Annotated in this window: 23 protein-coding genes and 1 CRISPR repeat array; of the genes, 7 read left to right on the plus strand and 16 right to left on the minus strand. The window is 40.6% G+C overall.

The window, feature by feature from the left end; translation table 11 throughout:
• Window positions 1-417: 417 nt before the first annotated feature.
• Window positions 418-1,509 (plus strand): alanine dehydrogenase, encoded by a 1,092-nt coding sequence (ald, locus tag NLP_RS16985; protein ID WP_104907420.1) that lies wholly within the window; start codon window positions 418-420, stop codon window positions 1,507-1,509.
• 301 nt (window positions 1,510-1,810) lie between these two features.
• Window positions 1,811-2,703: direct repeats of the CRISPR family, unit length 37 nt; unit sequence ATTGCAATTAACTAAAATCCCTATTAGGGATTGAAAC.
• 95 nt (window positions 2,704-2,798) lie between these two features.
• Here the strand turns inward: ald and NLP_RS16990 are convergent.
• From NLP_RS16990 to NLP_RS17015, 7 genes are all read right to left on the minus strand, one after another.
• The gene (locus tag NLP_RS16990) at window positions 2,799-3,203 is read right to left on the minus strand and encodes a Uma2 family endonuclease (protein WP_325034765.1); all 405 of its coding nucleotides are present in this window, start codon (window positions 3,201-3,203) and stop codon (window positions 2,799-2,801) included.
• The gene (locus NLP_RS34990; RefSeq protein ID WP_234016965.1) at window positions 3,092-3,352 is read right to left on the minus strand and encodes a hypothetical protein; all 261 of its coding nucleotides are present in this window, start codon (window positions 3,350-3,352) and stop codon (window positions 3,092-3,094) included. Before NLP_RS34990 ends, NLP_RS16990 begins: the two co-directional genes overlap by 112 nt.
• 151 nt (window positions 3,353-3,503) lie before the next feature.
• Window positions 3,504-4,559 carry a tRNA dihydrouridine synthase DusB gene (gene dusB, locus NLP_RS16995; RefSeq protein WP_104907421.1) on the minus strand — a complete coding sequence of 352 codons (1,056 nt, stop codon included), beginning with the start codon at window positions 4,557-4,559 and terminating at the stop codon, window positions 3,504-3,506.
• A 154-nt stretch (window positions 4,560-4,713) separates the two neighbouring features.
• A complete protein-coding gene (locus tag NLP_RS17000; RefSeq protein ID WP_104907422.1) occupies window positions 4,714-4,920 on the minus strand; it encodes a hypothetical protein in 207 nt (68 codons plus the stop codon).
• A gap of 21 nt (window positions 4,921-4,941) precedes the next feature.
• A complete protein-coding gene (locus tag NLP_RS17005; protein ID WP_104907423.1) occupies window positions 4,942-5,679 on the minus strand; it encodes a hypothetical protein in 738 nt (245 codons plus the stop codon).
• A 109-nt stretch (window positions 5,680-5,788) separates the two neighbouring features.
• Complete coding sequence (locus tag NLP_RS17010; protein WP_104907424.1) at window positions 5,789-6,076, minus strand: hypothetical protein; 288 nt, start codon at window positions 6,074-6,076, stop codon at window positions 5,789-5,791.
• A 653-nt stretch (window positions 6,077-6,729) separates the two neighbouring features.
• A complete protein-coding gene (locus tag NLP_RS17015) occupies window positions 6,730-7,632 on the minus strand; it encodes an acyl-CoA desaturase (RefSeq protein ID WP_234016966.1) in 903 nt (300 codons plus the stop codon).
• Window positions 7,633-7,806: 174 nt separating this feature from the next.
• On the opposite strand from NLP_RS17015, the gene NLP_RS17020 reads away from it, so the two are divergent.
• A complete protein-coding gene (locus NLP_RS17020; protein WP_104907425.1) occupies window positions 7,807-9,036 on the plus strand; it encodes a TetR family transcriptional regulator in 1,230 nt (409 codons plus the stop codon).
• 95 nt (window positions 9,037-9,131) lie between these two features.
• Here the strand turns inward: NLP_RS17020 and NLP_RS17025 are convergent, their stop codons facing one another.
• Both NLP_RS17025 and NLP_RS17040 read right to left on the minus strand, forming a co-directional pair.
• A complete protein-coding gene (locus NLP_RS17025) occupies window positions 9,132-9,503 on the minus strand; it encodes a hypothetical protein (RefSeq protein WP_104907426.1) in 372 nt (123 codons plus the stop codon).
• A 1,020-nt stretch (window positions 9,504-10,523) separates the two neighbouring features.
• Complete coding sequence (locus tag NLP_RS17040; RefSeq protein ID WP_158680438.1) at window positions 10,524-12,200, minus strand: extracellular solute-binding protein; 1,677 nt, start codon at window positions 12,198-12,200, stop codon at window positions 10,524-10,526.
• A gap of 556 nt (window positions 12,201-12,756) precedes the next feature.
• Between NLP_RS17040 and NLP_RS33300 the strand changes: the two genes are divergently transcribed.
• On the plus strand, window positions 12,757-12,894 hold the full coding sequence (locus tag NLP_RS33300; protein ID WP_158680440.1) for a hypothetical protein: 138 nt from the start codon (window positions 12,757-12,759) through the stop codon (window positions 12,892-12,894).
• Between the two features lie 40 nt (window positions 12,895-12,934).
• On the opposite strand, the gene NLP_RS17045 is transcribed toward NLP_RS33300, so the two are convergent.
• The 3 genes from NLP_RS17045 to NLP_RS17055 form a co-directional block, all read right to left on the minus strand.
• Complete coding sequence (locus NLP_RS17045; protein ID WP_104907430.1) at window positions 12,935-13,285, minus strand: DUF5615 family PIN-like protein; 351 nt, start codon at window positions 13,283-13,285, stop codon at window positions 12,935-12,937.
• A 3-nt stretch (window positions 13,286-13,288) separates the two neighbouring features.
• Window positions 13,289-13,633 (minus strand): DUF433 domain-containing protein, encoded by a 345-nt coding sequence (locus NLP_RS17050; protein WP_104907431.1) that lies wholly within the window; start codon window positions 13,631-13,633, stop codon window positions 13,289-13,291.
• A gap of 156 nt (window positions 13,634-13,789) precedes the next feature.
• Complete coding sequence (locus NLP_RS17055; RefSeq protein WP_104907432.1) at window positions 13,790-15,700, minus strand: DUF1565 domain-containing protein; 1,911 nt, start codon at window positions 15,698-15,700, stop codon at window positions 13,790-13,792.
• Between the two features lie 570 nt (window positions 15,701-16,270).
• On the opposite strand from NLP_RS17055, the gene NLP_RS17060 reads away from it, so the two are divergent.
• Window positions 16,271-17,326: a thiamine phosphate synthase gene (locus NLP_RS17060; protein WP_234016967.1), complete on the plus strand. Its 1,056-nt coding sequence runs from the start codon at window positions 16,271-16,273 to the stop codon at window positions 17,324-17,326.
• A 63-nt stretch (window positions 17,327-17,389) separates the two neighbouring features.
• The gene (thiS, locus tag NLP_RS17065) at window positions 17,390-17,602 is read left to right on the plus strand and encodes a sulfur carrier protein ThiS (RefSeq protein ID WP_104907434.1); all 213 of its coding nucleotides are present in this window, start codon (window positions 17,390-17,392) and stop codon (window positions 17,600-17,602) included.
• Window positions 17,603-18,157: 555 nt separating this feature from the next.
• On the opposite strand, the gene NLP_RS17070 is transcribed toward thiS, so the two are convergent.
• Complete coding sequence (locus NLP_RS17070) at window positions 18,158-19,390, minus strand: glycosyltransferase family 4 protein (protein WP_104907435.1); 1,233 nt, start codon at window positions 19,388-19,390, stop codon at window positions 18,158-18,160.
• 1,109 nt (window positions 19,391-20,499) lie between these two features.
• Between NLP_RS17070 and NLP_RS17075 the strand changes: the two genes are divergently transcribed.
• Both NLP_RS17075 and NLP_RS17080 read left to right on the plus strand, forming a co-directional pair.
• On the plus strand, window positions 20,500-21,483 hold the full coding sequence (locus NLP_RS17075; protein WP_104907436.1) for a DUF1517 domain-containing protein: 984 nt from the start codon (window positions 20,500-20,502) through the stop codon (window positions 21,481-21,483).
• Between the two features lie 325 nt (window positions 21,484-21,808).
• On the plus strand, window positions 21,809-22,189 hold the full coding sequence (locus NLP_RS17080) for a calcium-binding protein (protein ID WP_104907437.1): 381 nt from the start codon (window positions 21,809-21,811) through the stop codon (window positions 22,187-22,189).
• A 3-nt stretch (window positions 22,190-22,192) separates the two neighbouring features.
• On the opposite strand, the gene NLP_RS17085 is transcribed toward NLP_RS17080, so the two are convergent.
• The 3 genes from NLP_RS17085 to folB form a co-directional block, all read right to left on the minus strand.
• On the minus strand, window positions 22,193-22,753 hold the full coding sequence (locus tag NLP_RS17085; RefSeq protein WP_104907438.1) for a sugar O-acetyltransferase: 561 nt from the start codon (window positions 22,751-22,753) through the stop codon (window positions 22,193-22,195).
• Window positions 22,754-22,821: 68 nt separating this feature from the next.
• Window positions 22,822-24,105, minus strand: coding sequence for a GGDEF domain-containing response regulator (locus NLP_RS17090; protein ID WP_104907439.1), 1,284 nt, complete (start codon window positions 24,103-24,105; stop codon window positions 22,822-22,824).
• 954 nt (window positions 24,106-25,059) lie between these two features.
• Entirely contained in the window at window positions 25,060-25,428 is a 369-nt protein-coding gene (gene folB, locus NLP_RS17095) for a dihydroneopterin aldolase (protein WP_104907440.1), read from the minus strand.
• Between the last annotated feature and the right edge of the window lie 43 nt (window positions 25,429-25,471).

Here is a 25,471-nt window from a genome sequence, read left to right on the forward strand (position 1 = left end):
ATGTAGGTATAATCACTACTTACTTTTCATGGTATCTGGAAAACTCCTCTCTAAATCTCTCTCCTTTTAGGAGAGAGACTTTGAATTTTTCAGATGACGTGAAAAGTCAGGTTAGCTTAAAAGCTGATTGCAATGCTGGAATGCCAAGATGACTTAATAAATTAAGCAAGAGCCTCCTAGTAGGGAGCTATACAATCGCTCTTTTAATAAATTGTTACTATTCTTTATATATTGTATAAATACTGGGGCAATAGTCAAGGATAGGAGTTTGGGCTACTCAGATTGAATTGAGAAAGTTAGAACAGAAGTTAGGTATCTCTATATCCAGCTATCTCTAATACGGAACTAGCAAGACAGAAGTAGCAAGCTTGAAATTGGAAGGCTACAGTTAAACAAAAAAATTATCTGAGGCGATATATGGAAATCGGCGTTCCCAAGGAAAATAAGGATCAAGAGTTTCGGGTAGGGTTAAGTCCTTCTAGCGTGCGGGTGCTGCGAGAAAATGGTCATAGCATCTTCGTCGAGACGCAAGCAGGTAATGGTGCTGGATTCTCCGATGATGACTACAGAAGTGCTGGAGCCGAAATTGTCCCTACATCAGAAACGGCTTGGAATCGGGAATTGGTTGTTAAAGTCAAAGAACCTCTGAAATCTGAGTATAAATTTTTGCAAAAAGGGCAGATATTATTTACTTATTTACATTTAGCAGCCGATCGCAAATTGACAGAGCATTTAATTGATTGTGGCACAACTGCCATCGCTTACGAAACTGTAGAACAACCTGGGGCAAACAGACTACCCTTGCTCACCCCCATGAGCGTTATTGCCGGTCGGCTAGCAGTACAATTTGGGGCCAGATTCCTAGAACGTCAGCAAGGTGGCAGAGGAGTCCTTTTGGGCGGTGTCCCTGGAGTTAAACCAGGCAAAGTAGTAATTTTAGGTGGCGGCGTTGTCGGCACAGAAGCAGCTAAAATTGCTGTAGGCATAGGTGCTAGTGTCCAGATTTTAGATGTGAGTGTCGAGCGCTTATCTTACTTAGAAACACTCTTTGGCTCTAGAGTGGAATTGCTTTATAGCAACTCTGCTCATATCGAAGCCGCAGTCATTGAAGCCGATTTGCTCATCGGTGCAGTTTTAGTACTAGGACGTAGAGCGCCAATACTAGTATCTCGCGAATTGGTCAAACAAATGCGTCCTGGTTCGGTAATAGTTGATGTAGCTGTTGACCAAGGCGGTTGCATAGAAACCTTACACCCTACATCCCACACAAATCCGGTATACATTGAAGAGGGTGTGGTGCATTATGGCGTTCCTAATATGCCAGGAGCAGTACCTTGGACATCAACTCAGGCACTTAATAATAGTACATTACCTTATGTTGTCCAGTTGGCGAATTTGGGAATTTTGGCACTGGAAGTTAACCCAGCATTAGCTAAAGGTGTGAATGTGCAGAATCATCGCTTAGTGCATCCTGCTGTACAAGAAGTATTCCCTGATTTGGTAAATTAAGGTGTGCAAGGATTAGGCGATCGCTTATTTTAATGTTGGTAGCGATCGCCAATCAGACTAATTTTCTTGCCTTATGCGCGGATGGGTAGGTGTACAAAATGAGAAGGAGCGAAAAAGGCTGTACGCTCAATCTATACAAGACTTTCAAGGCAACGGTACTTTCAAACCATCCGCGCACCTTATGGGGACGGGTTTTCAGCGATTTGCATCTTGTGATATCACTATTCCCTGTGTTATGATTCGTTCATTTGCGCAACTGAACCTTGAAAACCAAATACAGCAGCGCTTTCAGAAGCCAGCGATTGCAATTAACTAAAATCCCTATTAGGGATTGAAACAACTACACTTATAGCGATCGCATATACGATTATATTGCAATTAACTAAAATCCCTATTAGGGATTGAAACAGCGAATTTCTGCTAGTTCATTATCTTAATCATTGCAATTAACTAAAATCCCTATTAGGGATTGAAACTATCACCTATATATGCGTGTCTCTCACTGTAATCATTGCAATTAACTAAAATCCCTATTAGGGATTGAAACGGCGACATGACAACCCCACAGCTAAATTCCCTAGTATTGCAATTAACTAAAATCCCTATTAGGGATTGAAACAGAAGATACCGAATCAAAGCAGTTGCTGACAGCATTGCAATTAACTAAAATCCCTATTAGGGATTGAAACTGGCAAAAGAAAGATTCACCTAGATCCTTTTGAAAATTGCAATTAACTAAAATCCCTATTAGGGATTGAAACAATAGGCAAGAATAGCAATGGTGACACTTTTGAATTATTGCAATTAACTAAAATCCCTATTAGGGATTGAAACAGCAGAAGCCAATCTCAATAGACTGGAATTTAACAATTGCAATTAACTAAAATCCCTATTAGGGATTGAAACGCCGCCAGCTTCTACGCTACCATGTGGCAGCAAAACATTGCAATTAACTAAAATCCCTATTAGGGATTGAAACGCCAATAAAGATGTTTTTTATAAAGGTGTTGATTATTGCAATTAACTAAAATCCCTATTAGGGATTGAAACCCCAGAGAAAAGGGTATGCCCTGCGTAGTTAGGAATTGCAATTAACTAAAATCCCTATTAGGGATTGAAACTAAATCTTTTATCTTCAAAAGAGAACAGGTTTACAAATTGCAATTAACTAAAATCCCTATTAGGGATTGAAACATTAAGATTGTAAGTGTAACAATTGTTGTTGCACCAATTGTAATTAACCTTTAAAATCTAAAATCCAAAATTGTTTAACTAAAGCGATCGCCTTTTCAACCCAACAATTCGTCTACAGCTACACTAAAACCCAGTAATACTTTTGAAAAGCTAACCACATCACCAGCTTTAAACCCGCAAACCTGATTATCAGTGATGACAAAAACTAATTGACTTTCAGGAAATACTAGCCAAACTTCCTCACAACCGGACTGTAAATACTCCTGCGCTTTGAGAAATAATTCTTCAGCTAAATCGGTGGGTGAAACTATCTCAGCAATCAACGGGAAACTCTGTGGCAAAGTGGGAACATCACCAAACTCAGTTACCAACTCAGGCGTTAGATAAGCTACATCAGGACGACGACCCTGTTTATATGTACGACAAGGTACTTCAGTATAAACTTTCCCACCTTGTTGATTGGAGTTAATGTAACTTCTCCAGTAAAACCAATATTTAATTGAATTTCGCTATGTTTTAATGTCATCCCTGTTTTTTCTACTAGTTGCTCGTCTACCCACTCCATTCCCTCTGGAGGATTTGCCATGAAGTCTTCTAATGAGAGGATTTCGGATACGGTTACAACATCATTGTGTTTGGAAACTAACATTGTGAGCCTCCATTTTGGCTAGTTAAACATTCAAAATTCAAAAGAGTTACATAAGGAGATTTAAACCCTAACTGAAATAGTAGTATCGAAGCGATCGCGTCACTTTTAGCAACCAGCAATATCACCCCAAGCTAGTGATAAAATCAACTTTTTAAAGCATTACCAAACTAGCTTGTGTTTCTTCCTCTAATTCATAACCATTAGCCAGTTTTTCAATTGCTTGGTCAATCATGGCTAAACCTTGATCTACCTTTTCAACTAAACTTAGCTGTCCTCGAAGTTCGGCAGCACCAACGAAACCTTTAGCATACCAAGTCATGTGCTTACGGGCTTGACGCACGCCGCGATCGCCTTTATATTCCCACAAGGCTTGTAAATGATCTCTTGCACATTCCAAACGCTCAATCGGTGTAGGTGTCGGTAATATCTCCCCTGTTTTTAGGAAGCGATCGATTTCTCCCACCAAAAACGGATAACCCAAAGTTCCACGAGAACACATGACGCCATCAGCGCCAGTTTGCTCTAAACATTTCACGGCTGCTTCAACAGAAAAAATATCTCCATTCCCAATCACTGGGATAGAAAGCACTTCTTTTACACGGGTAATCCATTCCCAACGCGCATTGCCATTGTACCCTTGGGCGCGGGTGCGTCCATGTACCGTAATCATTTTCGCTCCGGCATCTTCCATCCGCTTGGCAAAGTCGAGAATCGTAATTTCGTTGTCATTCCAGCCAATACGGGTTTTTACTGTCACAGGTACATCAACAGCTTTTACCACTTCCCGCACAATTGCTTCTGCTACTTCTGGTTGCCGCAACAATGAAGAACCACCACCATTTTTAGTGATTTTATTAACCGGACAACCCATATTAATATCAACAGTATCAGCACCTTCGGCAACTGCCTTTATTGCTGCTTCTGCCAGGAAATCTGGACGACAATCAAATAGTTGAACGCTAATTGGGCGTTCATTTGGATCTACCTCCATGATTTTGGGTAACTGCTTGACATAATGCAACCCTGTAGCATTTACCATTTCGGTATACATCATCGAATCTGGGGCATAGCGACGCACGAGACGGCGAAACACCATATCTGTGACTCCAGATAGAGGCGACTGAAGAACCCGACTTTTTACCTCAAATGAGCCAATCTTTAAGGGTTGGGAGAGTCTAGCTTGGAGAATGGGAGAGAGCGAAATCATAGAAAAAATTAAAAATTGTAGGAACCGAAGATAGCTAGGATATTTAGAGATACTGTTTATTTTCGTTGATTTATCTGGACTTAGAGGCTATTTTTGCAGCTTACCGAATTTGTTTAACTTCCAAATCTCAATACCTGCGTGATTTGTTTGGCTGTCAACCCCAAGACCAATAATTATCGTTGTAAAATTCAGTTTTTGTCTGATCCCACTTAATGCCCTTACCTAAAAATAACCCAGGAAGCTTCGGCAAGTAGTGGAGAATTAATCCACCAAATTGCTTATCAGCTTCTGCGTGCAGTTGCGCTAAAACAGTTTCAACTCTTGCGTCGTTGAGTGCGCTTGGTTTAGATAGTTTGCTCATAGTAATTACTAATTTTTGAGATTATTTCAAGGTAAATACTCCGTACTTTTTAAATACTTTACCTGCTTCAAGCTTGTCTATGCCTTCAACGATCGCAATTAAATCACCGCTAGCAGTTAAAATGCGAAAGTTTCCTTTTACAGTCTCAAACTTGTATTGTTGTGGTTGCCCTGCCAAGGAAATTCTATCCTGAGACTTGGTGAAATTTTGAATTCGAGCATAATCAGCATCTCCTTTACCAACATAAAACGGTTCAGCTTTCGGGTTAGCAATAGTGATGAAGCTACCCAAGAGAAATTCATTCTTTGAACCTTTGGTTGCAATTAAGGTATCCACCTCACCAACGCCTAAAGTTTTCGGACGTATGGGAAATGGGCCCTTCTTATCTGATACAATTTCAAAGTTAATGCCAGTCAGGCAAGGAGATTGACCAAAGCCAGTCACTGTATCATTGCCACTAGTGCCTGTAAAGTATCCTTCAATCACTTCTCCTTTAGAATTTTTGCCAGACTTTCCTACTTTTTCATAGTGATCTAAGGCAGATTTGAATTTTCCTTCTTGAATCAATTTGACAACATCGGGATTTGCCAGCAGATAAATTTCTGAGTTGAAACCAGCTTTTTCTTGATTGTCTATCTGAGTTGCTGAGATTTCGCTTGCAGTGGATTGATTCGCTATCGGTGGTTGAGGTGTTGGTTGACAAGCAACGGCGATCGCACTACTGGTAATTAACAAAGCACTGAATAAAAATGGTTTCATTGTAATTATCTGGTTAATGATTGGTAACTAATAGAATACTTGAGTAGCAGCATTGGAATTAAAATTTCACTGCAATAACATTAATGATGGCGAAAGATTTACGTAGAGATTAGCCTGATGACAGGGGTAAAACTTTGGTTTCAAGAATCAAACTGGCATTGCGAAAGTAGGGCAGTTTGGCAATCCAGCGAATCCATCGCAGGGCATTAAGTCGATGCGGATAACGATAATTTTCCTGCACTAACGAAAGCACCGGTGCGATCGCTTGCCACCATTCAAACACTTTCGGATCGCAAAACAAAGCACCGACTTGACGTTGATGTTCATCCACCCGAACGCGGGTAGTCATCAGCATAGTACGCGGAACGCCTGTGAGTTTTGTCGGAAATTGAGTCATATTTAGGAATTAGCCTGACAAAATAGCAGTTCTAGCGGATGGTGGACTATCTTGAAACTTCCTCTAACTACTCCCCTTAATCCCTCTGGTGGTAAGGTGGGGTTAAAACTGCACTGAAACCGAGCCAATCACCGTGAAGGGTTCGCCAAAATTGTTGCCTCCGCGTCGCTGATTCGCTACACTTTCGATGTATTTGACATCACCGCTCTTAATAAGATTTATTTTCAATTCACTAAATCTATAAAAGCTAATTCCGATAACAACACAGGCAACAAGCAAACTTCTGCTGCCCTCAAACTCCCTTAGAGGTACAACACCATCAGCACCTTCGCCACCACTGCTATCTGTCTGTCGCCCTAACTAACTGCATTGCCTTAGTCACTCCCGCCGTGCTGTAGCTGGTGCAACTTGGTGTAATCCGGTGGGGGATTCGTTGCAACTGGTCTATTTGAACTAGTAAGTTTTCAGCTTCTTGAAGTCGCTCTGGATCTTTTTCAAGAAAAAGGCAATAAAAATACTGTCAGTTTTCACGCATGATCTATTGCTGAGATTTGCCCGTTGAGATTTTACCGTGAAATACTACTGATAAAAATTAGTAAGCCGACGGCAAATCAGCAGTCGGCTTGGCAAATTCATAATGATTCAGTTGCAATTTAGCCGTGAGTTGCACCTTGAGGAGGACGCGAGACAACTTTTTTGGCTAAACCCAAAGTCTGCAACACTAGGATGCTCCACCAAGTAACATCAATCTCCCACCAAGACAACCCAGATTTCGCCAGATGGGGATAAGTATGATGGTTGTTGTGCCATCCTTCTCCGTATGTGACGAGGGATACCCACCAAAGATTACGAGCACCATCATTGGCATCAAAGGTGCGATAACCCCACAGGTGTGATGCGGAGTTCACAAACCAGGTTGAGTGCCAAAGCAAGACACACCTGACAAATACTCCGTAAATCACAAAAGACCATCCTCCTAAGGCATATAGCAGCAGCCCGAAGGGTATTTGCAACAGCAAAAAGTAGCGATCCAGCCAACAATAAAAGGGTTGTCTTGCTAGATCGGGGGCATATTTTTTATAGGTTTCATAGTCAAAAAATTCTGGACGTGGGTAAAAAATCCACAATATATGGCTCCACCAAAATCCTCTTTGAGCAGAATAGGGGTCTAGGTCAATATCTTCTGTGTGGGCGTGATGCTGGCGGTGTCCACCTACCCAAAAAATTGGCCCACCTTGCAAAGCCAACGCTCCAATGAGGGCGATCGCATACTCTAACCACTTGGGAACTTGGAAACTCCGATGGCTCAGTAGTCGGTGATATCCCAGGCAAATACCAATACTCCCGAATAACCAGTGCAGAAACACTAGCAAACCTAATGCTGGCCAGGAGAAAAACCAAGGAGCCAGAAGTGCTAAAGCATGAAATGCAGCAAAAAATACTACATTCGTCCAACTGAGTCGAGGTGAGTTGCCTCTCTCAGGGGCGATGGCTTCTCTACGAGACGCTACGCGAACGCCAACGCTTTTAGCGAACGCCCCAAAATTTGCGGTCATAAAAATTCCTGTTGATGGATGATGAAGCAATTTGCCTTTTCTTGGATGCCATCCCACAAGGGATTTACCCGCCCTATATACTAGTTCGTTACAGGAGAGTAAAGCAAGTATCACTTACATTTGTTATGCTAGCAGAACTCTGATACATCTTGCAAGTGCCACTTGCATTTTTCTATGTCGTCTCAACTCATTTCCACTCGTCAACGCCTGATTCAAGCTGCACTTGAGTTGTTTTCCGCTCAGGGAGTTAGCGCTACCACAACCCGCCAAATCGCCGAAAAAGCCGAAGTCAACGAAGTGACTCTATTTCGGAATTTTGGCAATAAGCATGGACTGCTTTTAGCTGTGCTGGAAGAGTCCGCAGCCTTCAAAGATTTAGGTGAATCGCTGGTGCGGCGGGCAACGCCTCCCGGCAATGTCTACCAAGCTCTTAAAGATTATGCAAGTGACAGCTTACATGCATTAGAACGAGTGCCAGAGTTCGTGCGGTCTGTGGTCGGAGAAGCCGACCAATTCCCAGCAGAAAATCGCCGCGCACTAGGCAGGGGAGTAACAGAGGCAAACCGCTATGTGGCTCAGTATTTAGCTACTGTAATCCAGCAAGGACACTTAAATACCTATTTACCCGCAGAAAAATTAGCCAGTTTGCTGAATGGGATGATCTTAGGATATGCCGTAATTGAGTTTACCAGCGAATTTCACGAACTTTGGGAGGATCGCGATGATTTTTTGGAAAATTTGGTGGAGTTGTTTTTACATGGAGCCATGTCATCTTCAGCGGAATCAGCAACAAACTCCTTACAAGGAGGCTTCATTACCACAGAAGTAGCTGATTTACCAGCTAGTTTAGTTCATGAAATTCTGCAACAAGCCAGAAAATGGGGAGTACGAGATTATGCCTTAGCTTATGTGTTATTTGGGGCTGGGTTATCCGCTACAGAAATAATTAGCTTGGAGCGATCGCACCAAATCTACGATACTCAAGGACACTTCCTGCAAATTACAATCCCAGGATTTGTCCGTCAAGTGCCTGTGAATCAGTGGATTTTGGGCAAACGCTACGGCTCTTACACTAATAATCCTCTAATTAAATGGCACAAAAGCCGTAAAGATGCTCAAACAGCCATGTTTTTGAATGAAACAGGCAAACCGATTTCCGAATCAGAGCTTCAGACACGTTGGCAAGTATGGAGTGAGGGACTGTTAACTCCCCAAGGACAAACACCAGTAATTGCCCAAGCACAACAAACCTGGCGCGTAGAAATGTTAATGCGGGGGATCACCTTAGAAAACCTGATTATTTTAACAGGTTGCGATCGCGCCCAATTACAACCCTATGCCCGCCGAGCCAAAGAAAAAGCCGCCCTAGAGCAAGCGACTCGTTTGGATCATAAACCGGGATAAGGAGTAGGGAGATTAGCTGTACTCTCATACCATTTCACTAAATTATTGATACAAATTACTTCCCCTGCCTCCCCTGCCTGCCATCTGTATCAGTCTTAAAGTGAAACGGTATCAGATGGGGATTGGGTGTTACTCGAACGGCGTGATAATTTCTTGCGTGACTTGCCTCCCGCCTGGACATATTGCAAACTGTCTTTGCCATAATGCGTTGCCACACTCATTAACATCTTTTCAGAATAGCCGCCCAATTCTTCTTCAATTAGAGAGAGGCGACCTGCCATTTCATCTATGCTAGAGAGTAAAGTGTTGTAAGTAGATAGCTGGGTTTGCAAGGTTTGGATGTGGCTGTCGTAGTCTGTCAAATTTAATCCGTTGCCAAATTCTAGCGTCGGGCTAATCGATCGCATTCCTGCAATTCGACGGAGAGCCTTTTCTAGAGTCGGTGAACTGCGTTTTAGTCGTGCCATAAAATGCGCTCCTGAAGGAAGTTATGGGATTACTGCATGTACTCTAGCCAATGCAACAATAAACTTCTCTGAGAGATAATTCGGAAAAATTAAAGCAAATTAAGATCGACCTAATTATTTTTAGTGGATTGTACTGAGGGATTTATTAATTTTGTCATAAAAGTAACATCAAATAAGCAACAGATACCTCAAAGTCGTGTTGAGGTACTTCAACATCGTGTTGAGGTACCTCAAAGTCGTGTTGAGGTACTTCAACATCGTGTTGAGGTACTTCAAAGTCGTGTTGAGGTACTTCAAAGTCGTGTTGAGGTACTTGAAAGTCGTGTTGAGGTACTTCAACATCGTATTGAGGTACTTGAAAGTCGTGTTGAGGTACTTGAAAGTCGTGTTGAGGTACTTCAACATCGTGTTGAGGTACTTTGAAATCGTATTGAAGTATTAGATGATGAGTTTTCTTGCCTTAACCCGATTTACGGCGAAGGCGATCGCGCACAAAAGTATCATAAATATAATTCAACTTTTTACTTCTCTGTTTTAACCAAATATAAGAAGGCTACAAGCAGACACTTTTTTAGTACATAGTTACTAACTAATCCAGTCAGAACTCAAATACCAACTTATAACCCTAAGTTGGTAAAATACACTTATGTGGTGACACCGCTCACGAGCACGAGTAATGAATACTTTCAGCCACCCATTCTACTTAATAGCCCAAAAGTGGAATGCAGTCTAAATAGGAGCCTAAATCATAAGCTAACTAGATATTTTCTTCATTAATTGCGAAATCTAAAAGAGAAACTATGTGGTAAAAGTAAAATATGATGCCGCGCTTAAGAGGTAGTAGATGGAGCCATTAACTGCTGGTGCGATCGCATCAGTAGAATATACTCAGACTCACTGGAGGAGACAGTCAACAATTTATTGCAGTCATTGGGGAAGCTGAATCGTCTTTATCTGATGACTGTGGAAGAGAAGCTGTTGAGTGTTCTGGAGTCTGAATATGGGATGCTCCCAAGCATACTAAGTATTGAGATGGTTCTTTACTCTATCCCGTAACATCTCTACAGCTTTTCGCGTATTTACAACATTACGTTGCAATATGTCGCGAACCCCATTAAGATAAACCTCCGATATTATAGGGTAACTTCTACCTGTTAAGGAGGATGGTCTCCGCACAATCACAGAAGATTCACCCGTAAAGAGCTTGTTGAGTTTAGAATTATCCTCATTATCATTAAGAAATGGAAGCTTATCCAAGACTTCTGCATCAGTATAGAGTTCTTTTAAGGCAGGAACTTTACCAGTTTTAAGTGCAATTGATTTTTGTTCCTCCCTACTTAATAAGAATTTTACAAACTCGATTGCGGCTTTCTTTTGCTTTCCTTGAGAACGGGCATTGATCATTAACTGCCACCCGCCTAATGTGGAAGCATAGGTTGCATTCTTATCATCACCTTTTGGCAATAGCGTCACCCCAACATTACCTTGAAGATTTGGAAGCTCTGGACTTTCCTTAAAGGTATCGGAGTAAGCATATAGCCAGTTACGCATGAAGGCAGCATTGCCTTTTCTCCAAGTTTGGTATGCCTTTTTATGATCGTAGTCTTTAAGAATATCTGGCGGCGAAATTTTACCAATCCAGTTTTTTGCTCGATCAAATGCTTTAGTAGTTGCTTCTACATTGATATCTACATTTACGACGTTTTTCTCTACAGCAACAACCGTACCGCCACCGTGAGAAAACTGCCACTCAAGAGCGTTACATACCAACCCTTCAGATGGGTCACCTTGCCAAACAAAGCCCCAGAAGTCCTTATTTCCTAGTTTTCGCTCTTGATCCTGAATTTCCATAGCCTTCTTTTCCAACTCCTGCCAAGTGTCTGGTGGAAGGTCGCTTTGGAAATACTTTTTAAGTAGATCTTTGCGATAAAAGAGTAGCCCATTATCAATGAACCAAGGTACAGCGACGAGCTTAGTATTATTACCAATACGAACTTTATTATTTTCAAAGATATTCAAATTAAATTTGTTTGAAAACTCCTGAAAGATTGGTTGTAAATTTGCTGCGTGTCTTGCCATTAACCCAGTCCAAATTACGTCAATAGCAAACACATCAACTTCATCCCCTTGCTTGAGTGGAAGTTCTGGATCAAGTGCTTCTAAAAATTGATCTAGACGTTTGCTAACTCCAGTTTTAACAGGAATAATTTCGACCTTTACACCAAAATCTTTCTGAAATTGTTCAGCAGCACTCTTCTCCCAAGTGCGTGTCCAATAATTATCAATTGACTCACGATTCGGTTCAGTTTGCAACATCACCTTGATCGTCTCACCATGCAAGTCATTCTGATTATAATTCCAAAATAGTATTATATTTACAAGCACAAAAATAGCAATCACTGTCTGGAATTGCCATCTTTTGATATTTTGTATTTTTCCCATCATCCATATCAGCACCCCTAAAGCGATGAGAAAGATTACCCATGATAGTACCCAATCTTTCTCTTCTAGACCAGGAGAGACAAGTAGAAGCCCAAGAGCAGTAGCTGTAGCAATTAGTGGCTCAAAGGGAAAGTCACTAGTGCGATTACGGAACCAAATTACAAACTGCTCAACTAACCAAAGTACAGAGATGCATAAGATAATCAATCCACTTACATAGGGAACAAGTAATTTTGGCGGTTCAGATAGATCCATAGTTAACTCCTTTTCATTTCTCTGTTGTGCTTTAATACCAGTGTTATTACTTAGAAAAATCGTATTTTTGCAATTACAGTAATTAGTCATTATAGAAACATAATCAGTGCCTAATAATTCCTAAACTGAATTACTAAATAAATACATTGTGATTTCGTATTATTCCTAAAAATATCTGATGTATGCAACGGTTTTTTTTACTGGCACACCATTACCACAAACGGCAAAAATTATCTCCAGGAGAACTTTTACATAAATATTTTTTATTATAATTGAGAGTTATTTTTTCTGGTTCTTCAGTAAAAATCTGGCATACTGACGGTAACGCTACCTCTTGTTTTGCCGAGTTTTGTCATTTGTCTGCCCTGGATATCTTATACCAATTCGCAATTCGCAATTCGCAATGACGCTCTCTACGAGACGCTAAAAGCGAACGTGGACTCGCTAACGCTGCGCTAACGCAATTGAGAAATTTAGATACACCAAGGCAATCCCTGCTTACATCTGTTGCCTTATTTTAGAGAATTGGTATTAGCCGATCCCCAATCACCGAAAGTTGGTAAAACAGAAAAAACTCAGCCTGCTGTATCCAGACGCAAGTCGCCAAATCAGCGCAGATATAAAAGTGTGCGATCGCTCCTTTGATGAAACCGCGATTGCCTCCTCCACATTAGAAAAGCGATCGCTCTCTTAAAGCAATTGATCTCATTTTGACCCGCGCTCGCCCATTACAATCAAGAAAAGGGAATGAAAAGGATCTGGCCTTCATATTCGCCAGACTTACTGCAACGAACGAATAAATATAAGTCGTCAATGACCTGTCCGATTGGAGCCGTTGCAATAACTTCAACAACTCCAGGCATAGACAAACCTTTGTTGATTCGCTCATAAGCATAAACAGTAATCGTTGCTACATCATGGGTAAGCAAGATGCCTTCTTCATTGGCTGCCCACTCTAAGATAGTGGAATCATCAGTATGGATTAGACCTATATCTTGGACACGAACAATGTCCAATCCAGGTAAACGTCTTATCAAGCCCCGCAATATCGAGCCATTGAAGTTCTCATCAGTCAATAGACGCACTGGCTAGAATTCTCCTTGGGGCTGATAGCGATCGCGCAAGCGCTGCCTAAGATTAGCTAAATTATACTGCTGGACAAATTGATTTCGCTGTTGTTGAGCTTTTTTGCGACGCTGCTCTAGATAATTGTCAATTTCTTGGCGATGGGTGAGATAATATGCGATCGCTGCGTATATCTCCCCTAAACAGAGAACGGGATACTGAACAGCAATTTCTTCAGGTGTAGAGCCGTTATGGTATGTTGCTAGCAAGCTATCGAGAGTAACGCGGCTTTGACCAATGCGAATACCTCCAGCTTCATCCCAACGAAACGGTGGAGCGGTAACCTGAAATTCGATTTGAACGCTCATGGGGCCAATTCTTGGATTTGTGGTATTTCTGTCTTCAGTTTACTTTACCCGTTAAAGAGCGATCGCCCTGACATCAAAATTCAAAATTGAGGAAAAAGACTGGAGAGGATGTAAGTCTTTCCCCTTTGCCCCTTTTGCCCAATGCCCAATGCCCAATTAATTCAACGGCTCCATAATAACTCTTAAACCTTTACTAGAGAGTGTTTTTAGCATTTCTTTAGCGTTATATTCACTACTAAATACTCCTGCTTGCATAACTCTTTGACCTTGCCAAACTGTGGGAAACGCACCAGGAGCAAGCAATTTTACCAAATCTCGATCCTTATCAGTTGCAAGTGGCACTACTACGCGATAACGCACACCAAATTGTCTCGCAGAGTTACCACTATCGGGAATACTTGCAGAACTTGTTTGCAGATTGCGAGTATTAACAATCGGGATATTGCGATTGGGAAGTGGTAAAAGTTCTGAAGCACCTGGGGCAGCAGTTTCTAGTATTGGTAATGGCTGCTGTGTTTGCTCCTTCATACTTGGAACTGGTGGCTGTGCAACTGAATTGGATGGGGACTCAGGGGTAGTAAATTCAATGGTATTAGGATCGAGCCGCACATAATTTAACTGTGGTGTATCAAGTGGCTGTGCTGGACTGGAAGTTGTAACTCTTGAAGTGTTAGTTGGTATTTGTTTACCTAACAAGCTGCTAGGAGTAGGAAATCCGGCGACGCTAGAAGTGGGTGGTTGTTGATTGGATATAGGCGTGGAAAGCGGTACATTATTGGCTGGCATTAATGGCAGCAGTTGACTGTTTAATTGCCCAGAAACAGGATTATTTGCTGAAATGCTGTTACTGTGCCCATTGGTAGTTTCAGAGATTTCGGGGCCCGAGAAGGTAATTTCTCCACTTGCTGGTATTTGTCGTAATACGTTGTTAGGAGCGGGTTGAGAATTTTCGGTTACTAGTGCTGTTGTACCGTTAATATCTACCTTGCCACTGATGCGATCGCTCACAAGGTTGTTACCAGCAGCAGGAATCACCTGTTTAGCAGCGCTGGCGTTAATGTCGTAGCGGGCATTATTTTGAAATGTATTACCCCCAGGTTCGGATGCACTACCCAAATCTGGCATTGCTTGAGCGATCGCAACTAAACCATCTTCTTTATTATCTTGAATAGAATTATTCCGCAAAATCGGGCGGGCATTTGCTTGTACGACAATTCCCGATCTATTGTTCTGAATTTGATTACCTATAAGTATAGGAGCGGCGTTTTGGGCAATATTAATCCCAAAACCTGTTTGGTGAAAGACATTTTCCTTCACTTGCGGACTAGAGTTACCAGCAATTGTGATACCATTGGCTCCATTGCGATCGAAGTAATTCTTGCTAATGGTGGGTGCAGCATTACCACTGACGGAAATCCCATCTTGAGTACTGCCACTAAAAGTATTTTCCGCGACTACCGGATTGCTAGATTCAATCCATAAACCGTAACCACGGCGATTGGAGTTCGTCACCGTTACCCCAGTGAGGAAGACTTGGTTGGCTCCAACAATTGTGACATTTTGACCGCCAAAGCTCCGACTCAGGTAATCACCGCCTCCTTGAATGATAATATCTTTACCTTGATTGCTGGGGTTGCCTTGAATTGAAATACCCGGTTTCAGTATTAAGGGAAATTCCTCTCCTGTCTCGGCGCTATAAGTACCAGTGGAAAGCATAATTACAGTATTGGCCTTAGCTAATCGCAAGGCTTGGGTAATCGTCTTTACAGGAGCGGATTCGCTGCCATTGCCTGCCTTGTCATCTCCAACACCAGGATTGACAAATAGCACATTAGCCTGAGAAGGTGTTTTCTGATTCACAGGCGCTGAATCTGGTGTCGATGGAATCTGAGCGATCGCACTATCCAGACTTGTACCCAGGAACGCTATACTTACCGTTTCCATACATACAGTAAAAGATAATACTGAAAAACTAAAAAATAAAAGCCTTGCTGATTTCAAAAACTTCAGCTTTGCAAGCAGAGCATCTACTCTACGGTACTCAGTAAACACACGAGGGAGAATCATATTTAACACGACTCCTTAGAGGTAACAATAAATTCTTATACTCTCTAGTGAGTATTATGTCGATAATATTACTCATATCTTGACCCATTGGCGATATTTAATACATAGTAATAAATGATATTAGACATCTCCAGAAATTAATTGTGCGTTGCCCAAAATAATTTGTAGGCACAATTACTGAATTGTGCCTACGTCATTTTTACTCCCATATCTAAATGGATATAAGAGTGAAATTAAATATGCGTTATCCAAAATCCTTGTAGAGAGGTAACACTGCTAGTCTCTACGTTGTCTTCACTAATATATCTATTGTGGATTTTCTTTTGGCAGTCCTTTGCAAGCTTGTTGTTTACCATAAAATACTTGACTAAGCTCAGTGCGAAACTGTAGCCTCAAACTACCCTTATCACTGTCTATAGGAACATGGGATAATTTACCGTAACCCTCATTACTACGTTGTTTTGCGTAGATTCCGCAAAAATTAGTAAAAAAAAGCAAATTAATTAACTTATGGTTACTAGGACTTATGATAATTCACACTTCGATGAAAGCACTAATGGGGTTGTTGTAATGGTCGAGCCATACAGCCAAAAAGAGCAAATACAGCAAGTTGTTTACCGCATTTTAGATGCCAATTTAGACCGCGCTCGTGAGGGCTTGCGAATTATTGAGGAATGGTGTCGGTTTGGGTTGAATAATGCCCAGTTGGCTCTTGAATGCAAGCGGCTGCGACAAGAGGTAGCCAAGTGGCATACCTCAGAATTGCGGGCGGCGCGAGATACACCAGGCGATCCTGGGACTGAGTTAACTCATCCTCAAGAAGAACAACGAGCTAGTATAAAATCGGTCTTGCAAGCTAACTTTTGCCGGATAGAAGAAGCATTACGGGTGTTGGAAGAATACAGCAAGCTTTTCCAGCCAAATATGGCTAAAGCTTGTAAGCAGATGCGCTATCAGGTTTATACCCTAGAAAGTAGTTTAATGGGTCATCAGCGCCATCAATTGTTGTGGCGATCGCGTTTGTATCTTGTGACTTCCCCTAGTGAAAGTTTGTTGAACAACGTTGAAGCTGCCCTCAAAGGGGGATTAACGCTTTTACAATACCGCGATAAAAATGCCGATGATTCTTTGCGTCTGGAACAAGCGAGAAAATTACGGCAGTTATGCCACATCTACGGTGCTTTGTTCATCGTTAACGATCGCGTAGATGTAGCTTTAGCTGTCGATGCCGATGGGGTGCATCTGGGACAACAAGATATGCCTATTGCTGTTGCTCGGCAATTACTGGGTTCGCAGCGTCTGATAGGGCTTTCTACCACAAATAAAGAAGAAATGCAAGCAGCAATTGCTGAAGGTGTAGATTATATTGGCGTGGGGCCAGTTTATGAAACTCCCACGAAAGTAGGTAAGGTAGCAACAGGTTTAGAATATGTCAGCTATGCTGCCAAAAATTGCTCAATTCCCTGGTTTGCAATTGGGGGAATAGATGCCAATAATGTCAATGATGTGATCGATGCCGGAGCCGAACGTGTAGCGGTGGTGCGATCGCTTATGCAAGCCGAACAGCCTACCCTAGTAACGCAATATTTGCTCTCTCAACTCAATCGCATTAAACCAGAACTTTAAAAGAGTTATTTGTCATTAGCCCAAAGTGAGTAACCAATACCCAATTCCCCATTCCCCACATTTATGTCTAACGAGATTACGATTCAGGTAAATGGGGAAACCCATAGCTGCTCATTTCAAACTTCTTTACCTGATTTACTCCAACAGTTGGGTTTCAATCCCCGTTTGGTAGCTGTAGAATATAATGGCGAAATTTTACACCGCCAGTTTTGGCTGCAAACAAAAGTGCAACCAGGCGATCGCTTAGAAGTGGTAACTATTGTCGGAGGTGGTTAGTTGATCTGAGCCAGCAAGCCCAAATTCTTGAGGCTGCGTCGTGTAATCTCAATGTAGGCGGCTGCATCTTCAGCAAGACATCCAATGACTGTAAACACAAAAGATTGCATTCGGTGCTTTGCGTAACGCTGAAGGTATTACTCTATGCGAAACCAGATATTTTTCATTGCACATTTAATCAGATCACAAGCGTGATTTTACACTGCAATCTTGCTCATTTGCGAAGCAATTTTTTAAAGGTTATTTATAAGTCAATACACTTAGGTTAAGGGTTATTGATGTAAATAATTGGTCTTTCAAGATGCTATAAATTGCGTCTCTACATCAGGGTTTTGTTGCTCATTCTGAACTGGATTGATTTATAAATAGGACTTATAGCAAATTGTCATTGTTAGCATTTTTTGAATCTGATGATTTAGAACTACTATAGCAATAATTGCAAACCGCAGATCCTGACTTATTTAATAAGTTGGGGATTTTATTTATTAGGAATGATTTAGGATTGCTGTATATTACGGAAATTATATTTTGATGATTGCTCGATCTGCATTTATTTCATAAAATTGTATTTCTTCCCTCTGGTTTGTAAAGCGACCGATGAAGTGTTCTACGCTTGGCTAATTCTTTACCTTTGCGGCCAAGTTGCTCACGTAGTTGCTGGTCTTTGCACAACCGATTGAAAGCTTGAAAAACTTCATAACCAGAATTTGGATTAACCAGTATTCCATTTTCTTCATGCTGAACTGTGTCTAGAACACCGCCTAAACGAGGAGCAATTATAGGCTTACCGAAGTAACTTGCTTCTAAATAAGCCATACCAAAACCTTCCATATTATTAGGTTTAGTATCCGATAAAGTCAGCATGGCAAATATGTCGCAAGCGGCATAATAACCTGCTAATTCTCGCTCTGGCACATATCCGGCAAAGTGAACGCGCTTATCAACCCGCAAACGATACGCCAGAGATTTAAGTTCAGATTCACTTGGCCCTTGACCGCAGAGTATATAGTGGACATCAACCCCAAAAGTTAGCAATATTGGGATATTATCAATTACTCGGTCGAAACCTTTATGTTTTATTAATCTGCCGATGGAGAGAATAACTATTGCTGTTTCGGGAATGTTGTACGTCTGACGCACGCGAACCCGTAAATCATCAAGGCTACTGGGACTGGCTACATTATTACCAAATTTTTCTGGTCTGATTACTGGGTTAATGACGTGGGTAGGAGTATCTAATCGGAAAGCAGTTCTGAGGTAGTCTCTTGTATAAGAGCTGTTACAAACAATGCCTTCGGCGCGTTTGAGTGTTAATTTAAATAGCGATCGCAGCACGGGATTGTGTAAAGTACAAAGAAGATCGTTGCCGTGCAAATAGATAAAAAACCGAATAGGTAACAAATAGCTCAATAGCAACAGTGAAGGAAAATCATAGCCGTGGCCCCACTCGATATAACGATAGTGATAGCGAAAATAGAGTTTAATTGCTAAGACAAATGAGCAGACGATATTGACCAAAGGCTTCAGGATATTTCCCACATAGCCGCTACGCCAATATTTAGGATAATACCAGCGATACACAGGAAACTGTTGACTTTCATCAAATACTCCATCTCCTGAGCAACTAGCTGCCAGCACAATTACTCGTTCTGGATCTTGGAGACAGCGATTGTAGATATATTCCCCAATTACAGCTTCTTTCGGCAGGAAGATCCGGGATATGATTAGGATATCTGGATATGCAGCTTTGTCTCTGATTTCGGCTGTTAGTTGAGAAATATGTTCCATAATAAAGTTGACAACTATATTTCAAATAGTTTTTAATTTATTTCGAATTAGGATTACTTTCAAAGCCATCATTATTATTTTATTTCTTTTAAAACGAATTTGGTAGACAAATTTGAAGCCGATTTTAGAAGATTAGCCAGGAAGATTGTTTTTTTATTGTGTTGATTTTATTTTTGTTGCAAATTTCTCCATTAATGAGAAGTTATGTACATGATGAACAATAAATCAAAACTAGCACTTATAGCGAAATTGCTCAGTGAACAACTGTTGCGATTCCCAAATTTAGCTACATTCAATAGAATATTCTAAATACCTGAACTATTGTGCCAAAATGCTAAAAATACTTGTAACTGTTTAACAACAAGATGGTGTCTGTCTGGCATAACTGACAAGCATCACAGACAGTCTATACTATTATATATATACGTAAGCTTAGACATTTTAAATGTATTAAATAATTCTACAAATCGTGGCAAGTCGTTGAGCAGTTCTAAATCATGAGTAATCAGTTAAAAAGGAATACTTGTAAATAAATATTCCTGACTTTTGACGTGATGTGGAAAAGCCCAGGAAAATTTCACCTCCTTCCTGTGTCGGGAAGAGAGAAAATTTAAAGTCTCTCTGCTAGAAGGAGAGATATGAAAAAGAGAGATTTTCCAAATTCCGTGAGAAGTCAGATTCACTTGCTACTCGGATTGCGTAACTCCTGTTTTTTTACTCGACACCGTTTCAGTGAATAATTAAAAAAATTAGTCAAAATAATCACCAAAAATTCCAATCATCTGTATAATTCAAAACTGTAGTCTGAAAGTGCTAGTCCAAAGCATAGCAAACAATTGCCCGTAGGCGTAGCCTGTCGTAGACATCGCAAATTTCTGTGAGGATAAACATATCTTCAGGTACGGTTCCCCAGTCGAGAAATCCCCCCTGCGATCGCTACTTACCCAAGATAAGACGCGGTAAATTAAATATGTAGCCTCTAAAAGTAAATGCTACGTGAATGCTACAAACTTGCTTGTTAGGGGCTAGCGTTAGCGACATCCTGCAACACTGCTCCCAATAGGGGTAGAGATCATAAATAATAATTCCGTTTTTCAAGCGATTGTCTTATGCGTAAAAAACTACAACAAACCATCAAACCGCTGTTAAAAACCTTCTTAGCCCTAAGCTTGGTGTTAGCTTTGGCTCTTGGTCACGCCGATGGCGCATTAGCAGCCCGCAGTGGGGGTCGTATCGGTGGTGGCTCCTTTAGAGCACCTTCCAGCCGCACCTATACACCGCGCACATACTCACCTCCTGGCGGGGGCGGATACTATCCTGGTGGTGGTTTTGGTGGTGGCTTTGGCTTTCCCTTCCTACTTCCCTTCTGGGGTATTGGAGGAGGATTTGGTGGTATATTTACCATCTTAATTTTCTTGGCGATCGCTAATTTCTTATTGCAAACTTTCCGCCGCGTCTCTAGTGGTGAAACTGGAGAAGCCGATTACAGCAGTAACTCTTCTGTTTCTGTAGCTCGTTTGCAAGTAGGTTTGTTAGCTCAAGCCCGTGAATTGCAAAATGAACTCAACCACATTGCTGAAACTGCTGATACTAACACCCCAGAAGGCAGAGCAGAAATTCTACAAGAAGCTAGCCTCGCTTTACTCCGCCATCCCGAATACTTTGTATATGCAGGTGGTGGCACTCAACAAGCCAGTTTGAATTCAGCTGAAGGTCAGTTTAATCGGCTGTCATTGGCAGAACGCAGCAAGTTTAGCGAAGAAACTCTTTCTAACGTCAACAACCAGCTAAAAGCAGCCCTTGCCAAAGATGCTTTACCTGCGACTGGTGAACTCGACAACCCCACCCGCCTATTTACCGAAGGCGCTGGTGAATACATTATCGTCACCTTGCTGGCGGCGACACTAGGTAAGTTTGACATCCCCACAGCGATTAATAGTGCTGATGATTTGCGTCAAGCTTTGCGGCAAATTGGTAGTATCCCTAGCGAAAAGCTTCTAGCAATTGAAGTTCTTTGGACTCCTCAAGCTGAAAATGATACTCTCACATCTGATGATGTGTTAGCAAATTATCCTGATTTGAGACTTGTTTAATCTGTGAAAATTTTGCGCTTGAGCGTTAAGAAAAACTTTGCATCTTAGTGCAACGAATAAGTTCCCCTTAAGAACAATAACTAGAAAACCGTTTGTCATTGACAAGCGGTTTTTTGTAGAGTTTATATCATTTCCAGATAATTAGTTATGATTGCCACAGTCATTTCACCCCACCCTGCTCTAAGAGTTTCCAAAGAGAAGATTAAGGGGTGGGGTTGTGGGAGGTGAATAAGTAATTAAGTGGACATAATAGATATATTTAACTATGATTTTAGAAACATTTTGGTAGTATTATCAAAATGAATTATACGCAAAGTGTTATCTTATGCCTAGTGTTGAAGCCGACGAAAACCGAGAGCATCGCATTAAAACGGAGATCGTTGTAGATGCTGAAGACAAAGAAGACCGGGCTATGGGTTGGTACTACTACCTCGAAGAGGCTCTGAATTTTCCCTTTTTGGCTACATGGACTAAGAAGGGACGCAAATCAGGTGCTGTCGAAGAGAAACAAGTGGAAGTACTGGGAATGGCCCCAGATGATGAGTGCTTAAAAGATATGTTTGTGGAAGTGGCTTATATTAATGGTAAGGATGATGATGTATATTCTGCCAAATTATCTGAAATAGCAGCCATTGATGTTGATAGTGAAACTCAAGAAGCGATCGCAGACTGGCTCTATTGGATTGCTAGAGGTTATAAATTTTAAATTCTACGACAAATACCGAATGACGCGGCAGGGATTACCAGCAGCGACAACATTCTCAGGTATATCTTTGACAACGACACTACCAGCACCAATGGTTGTGTTATCACCAATAGTTACACCTGGACAAATAATTGCATTGCCACCAATCCAGACATTATTACCAATCTTAATTGGGGCAGCTAATTCTCTACCAGAAAGACGAATTTCTGGCTCTGTTGGGTGGTAAGCAGTATAAATTTGCACATAAGGAGCGCATAAAACATTTTCACCAATGTGAACTGTATTACAGTCTAAAATTACACAGCCATAATTCATATACAATTTGTCGCCAGCAAAAATATTACTGCCATAGTCGCAGTGAAAGGGTGGCACAATTGCTACTTTTTGACCGATTTTTCCAAATAATTCTTGTAAAATTTGCTGCCGTTGCTCTTGCTGTTCTTCGGTTGTAGAATTATACCTTCGCAACAGACGACTGGCTCGCTTACTTTCGGCAGCCAATTCTGGATCTTCGGCCAAATATAATTCGCCTGCGAGCATTTTCTGTTTTTCGGTTTTTTCCATAACAGATTTATGGGGCTTCTCGGTTGTATACCATAACCTTAGTAGTGCCTAGAGTATCATTTCCATCCTTAACTAAATATGGCATAAGTAGCTTTTCCCTGCCGTTTAGCTTGGTACATAGCAATATCAGCATCCCGCAGCAGAGTTGCAGGCTCCTCATAATTATTAAAATTCCAAGTAATACCAATGCTAGCTGTAGTAGATAATTGATATCCATTCAGGTTGACTGGCAATCTTAAGGAATCTTGAATACGTTTGGCAACGTTGGTAGCGTCGGTAATGTCTTTAATATTCTCCAAAAGAACAGTAAACTCATCACCACCAAATCGTGCTAAAGTATCGCCACCACGTAAGCACGACTCTAAACGTTTAGCGATCGCTACTAAAAAATCATCCCCTATTCCATGCCCAAAGCGATCGTTAATCTCTTTGAAGCCATCTAAATCCAAAAATAAAACTGCAAAATAATAATCGCTTCTGCGTTTGCTACGTTCAATGGTTTGTCTGAGCCGATCTAAAAATAAAATACGATTCGGTAATTCTGTTAGCCCATCATAAAATGCACTGCGGATCAGTTGCACCTCTGTCTGCTTACGTTTAGTGATGTCTTGAAAAACTAAAACCGCGCCAGTAATATTGCCATCTCGATCGCGGATAGGTGCAACATTATCTCCAATCGTTATTTCTTTACCATCCTTGGTAATCAATGTACAGTTTTCTGGTAAATTGAAAACTTCACCTGCTTCGATTACATAAGTAGCCAAATTTTCAATTTTTTCTCCTATATCTTTATTAACTAAGTTAAAGACTTCTATTAAATCTTTCCCGAACGCTTCACTTTGCTTCCAACCAGTGATTAGTTCTGCTATGGGATTCATCATTTCAATACAACCATTTGCATACGTCACAATCACTGCACAACCCATACTATTAATAATTGCCATCAACCTCTGTTTTTCTTCATATAATATTTTTTTGCTCTGATGTTTGTACAAGGTCATTTCAATCACAAAATGTAAATCACTTTCAATAAATGGTTTGACTATGTAACTAAAAGGTTCACTTAGCTGATTTTTATGTAATGTTTTATATTCCGAACACTCCGTTAGATATACTACAGGTACATGGAAGTGATTCTGGATAATATCCGCTACGTGGAGACCGTCTATTTCTCCAGCTAGACAGATATCAATTAATACTAAATGTGGATGAGTTTCTGCTACCTTTTTTATTGCCTCCTCACCAGATTCAGTTATTTCTGATACTAAATAACCTAATTTTTGTAAACTTTTTCTAATCTTTGAGGCTATATTTTTTTCATCCTCAACAACTAGGATTTTGTGGGCGAACATGTTACAATAACCTGTTTGCTAAGGTTCAGATTCTTGTTGTCAGTGTCAACTCAAGTTAAAAGTGCTTATCTTATCATAAACAATCTCTAACTACCCTGTATTCTTGCTTGATATTAATACTGACTAATGAGTAAATAGCATCATGTTATTAATCTCCGGCAATTTCTATGCTTATTAAAGCTAATTTTGATTAATCTATGTAGCTAATATGATGCTACTAACATCAAATTCAAAAATGTATACAATAATTTTTTATTGGGAAAGTATAAACACTAAGTATAATATCTATATAAAAATTAATCAAGAATAAAATTTCATAAAATCCCAGTATATTACTTTAATATAAGTTAAAAAATCTAGAGTGTGTTGTATGTAATATAAGAATATATACTCAACTCACTAAATTATTAATAATAATTAATATTTATAAAAAGTTTAATGCTGCTTTACCTACAAGTAGCTTTTATATCCGATTAGGTCTAGATTCCGGTCTAAAAATGTCTGAAATCTTGAATAATCAGTGAACTAGTATTACTTAAAAATATTCAGATAAAAATTGTAAATTGCTTTTTAAAAATACCACTCGCTGGTCTTGTAATAGCCTGGCAAGCCTAAATGTGTGCAATATAAAAAGTAGTTATGTTTACTCAAATCTCAATAAATGATACATTTTTCATGCACTATTTTATCCTTGCCACGACACTACGCATATTTTACAAATCCAATACTAGCCCTATAGCTTCTGGTTAATAAGCTAATCACAATTCCTATCCTTTGAAAATATGCAAGTTAAATGCTCATCAGCAAATCGCGGTATTTTTTAGCTTTTTGATAATCAGCAGGTGCTGGAGGCAATGGCAGCAAAGATTCTCATTGTGAGACACTCCCAAGTTGCACGTAAACCCCCTGTTTTTTGCTAGCTGATAGATATTGAAAAAAAACACATTTTGTGAATTAAATATTGGACTTGATTTTAGTCAGTTCAATGCTAATTTTGCCACCAAAGTCTGGAATAGGTGCGGCAGGTTTGCTGAGAGTGACTTGGACTTTTGTTACACGATCGCACTCTTGGAGGATAGAATCTGCGATCGTTGTTACCAATTTCTCCACCAAAACAAATTTAGACGTTTTGATCAGATGTTGTATCAAGCTAATGACGCTGCGATAATCTAAAGTGTCTTCGATCGCGTCAGTCTTGGCCGCTGTGGAGATATCCAACCATAATCTCACATCCACCTCAAACCATTGTCCTAGCACCTGTTCTTCTGGTAGATACCCAGTGTAGCCATAGCCGCGAATTCCCGTTAAATGAATGCAGTCCATAGAAGTTTGAGAGCAAATTGTGCATTTTGTGGAAAGTTGAGCA

Source organism: Nostoc sp. 'Lobaria pulmonaria (5183) cyanobiont' (assembly GCF_002949795.1).
Classification (GTDB): domain Bacteria; phylum Cyanobacteriota; class Cyanobacteriia; order Cyanobacteriales; family Nostocaceae; genus Nostoc.

What these genes read in the sequence shown, in the direction of transcription:
- ald (WP_104907420.1), top strand. Translation starts at nt 418, where the DNA reads ATGGAAATCGGCGTTCCCAAGGAAAATAAGGATCAAGAGTTTCGGGTA.
- NLP_RS34990 (WP_234016965.1), bottom strand. Translation starts at nt 3,352, where the DNA reads ATGTTAGTTTCCAAACACAATGATGTTGTAACCGTATCCGAAATCCTC.
- dusB (WP_104907421.1), bottom strand. Translation starts at nt 4,559, where the DNA reads ATGATTTCGCTCTCTCCCATTCTCCAAGCTAGACTCTCCCAACCCTTA.
- NLP_RS17000 (WP_104907422.1), bottom strand. Translation starts at nt 4,920, where the DNA reads ATGAGCAAACTATCTAAACCAAGCGCACTCAACGACGCAAGAGTTGAA.
- NLP_RS17005 (WP_104907423.1), bottom strand. Translation starts at nt 5,679, where the DNA reads ATGAAACCATTTTTATTCAGTGCTTTGTTAATTACCAGTAGTGCGATC.
- NLP_RS17010 (WP_104907424.1), bottom strand. Translation starts at nt 6,076, where the DNA reads ATGACTCAATTTCCGACAAAACTCACAGGCGTTCCGCGTACTATGCTG.
- NLP_RS17015 (WP_234016966.1), bottom strand. Translation starts at nt 7,632, where the DNA reads ATGACCGCAAATTTTGGGGCGTTCGCTAAAAGCGTTGGCGTTCGCGTA.
- NLP_RS17020 (WP_104907425.1), top strand. Translation starts at nt 7,807, where the DNA reads ATGTCGTCTCAACTCATTTCCACTCGTCAACGCCTGATTCAAGCTGCA.
- NLP_RS17025 (WP_104907426.1), bottom strand. Translation starts at nt 9,503, where the DNA reads ATGGCACGACTAAAACGCAGTTCACCGACTCTAGAAAAGGCTCTCCGT.
- NLP_RS17040 (WP_158680438.1), bottom strand. Translation starts at nt 12,200, where the DNA reads ATGGATCTATCTGAACCGCCAAAATTACTTGTTCCCTATGTAAGTGGA.
- NLP_RS17050 (WP_104907431.1), bottom strand. Translation starts at nt 13,633, where the DNA reads ATGAGCGTTCAAATCGAATTTCAGGTTACCGCTCCACCGTTTCGTTGG.
- NLP_RS17055 (WP_104907432.1), bottom strand. Translation starts at nt 15,700, where the DNA reads ATGATTCTCCCTCGTGTGTTTACTGAGTACCGTAGAGTAGATGCTCTG.
- NLP_RS17060 (WP_234016967.1), top strand. Translation starts at nt 16,271, where the DNA reads ATGGTCGAGCCATACAGCCAAAAAGAGCAAATACAGCAAGTTGTTTAC.
- thiS (WP_104907434.1), top strand. Translation starts at nt 17,390, where the DNA reads ATGTCTAACGAGATTACGATTCAGGTAAATGGGGAAACCCATAGCTGC.
- NLP_RS17070 (WP_104907435.1), bottom strand. Translation starts at nt 19,390, where the DNA reads ATGGAACATATTTCTCAACTAACAGCCGAAATCAGAGACAAAGCTGCA.
- NLP_RS17075 (WP_104907436.1), top strand. Translation starts at nt 20,500, where the DNA reads ATGCGTAAAAAACTACAACAAACCATCAAACCGCTGTTAAAAACCTTC.
- NLP_RS17080 (WP_104907437.1), top strand. Translation starts at nt 21,809, where the DNA reads ATGCCTAGTGTTGAAGCCGACGAAAACCGAGAGCATCGCATTAAAACG.
- NLP_RS17085 (WP_104907438.1), bottom strand. Translation starts at nt 22,753, where the DNA reads ATGGAAAAAACCGAAAAACAGAAAATGCTCGCAGGCGAATTATATTTG.
- NLP_RS17090 (WP_104907439.1), bottom strand. Translation starts at nt 24,105, where the DNA reads ATGTTCGCCCACAAAATCCTAGTTGTTGAGGATGAAAAAAATATAGCC.
- folB (WP_104907440.1), bottom strand. Translation starts at nt 25,428, where the DNA reads ATGGACTGCATTCATTTAACGGGAATTCGCGGCTATGGCTACACTGGG.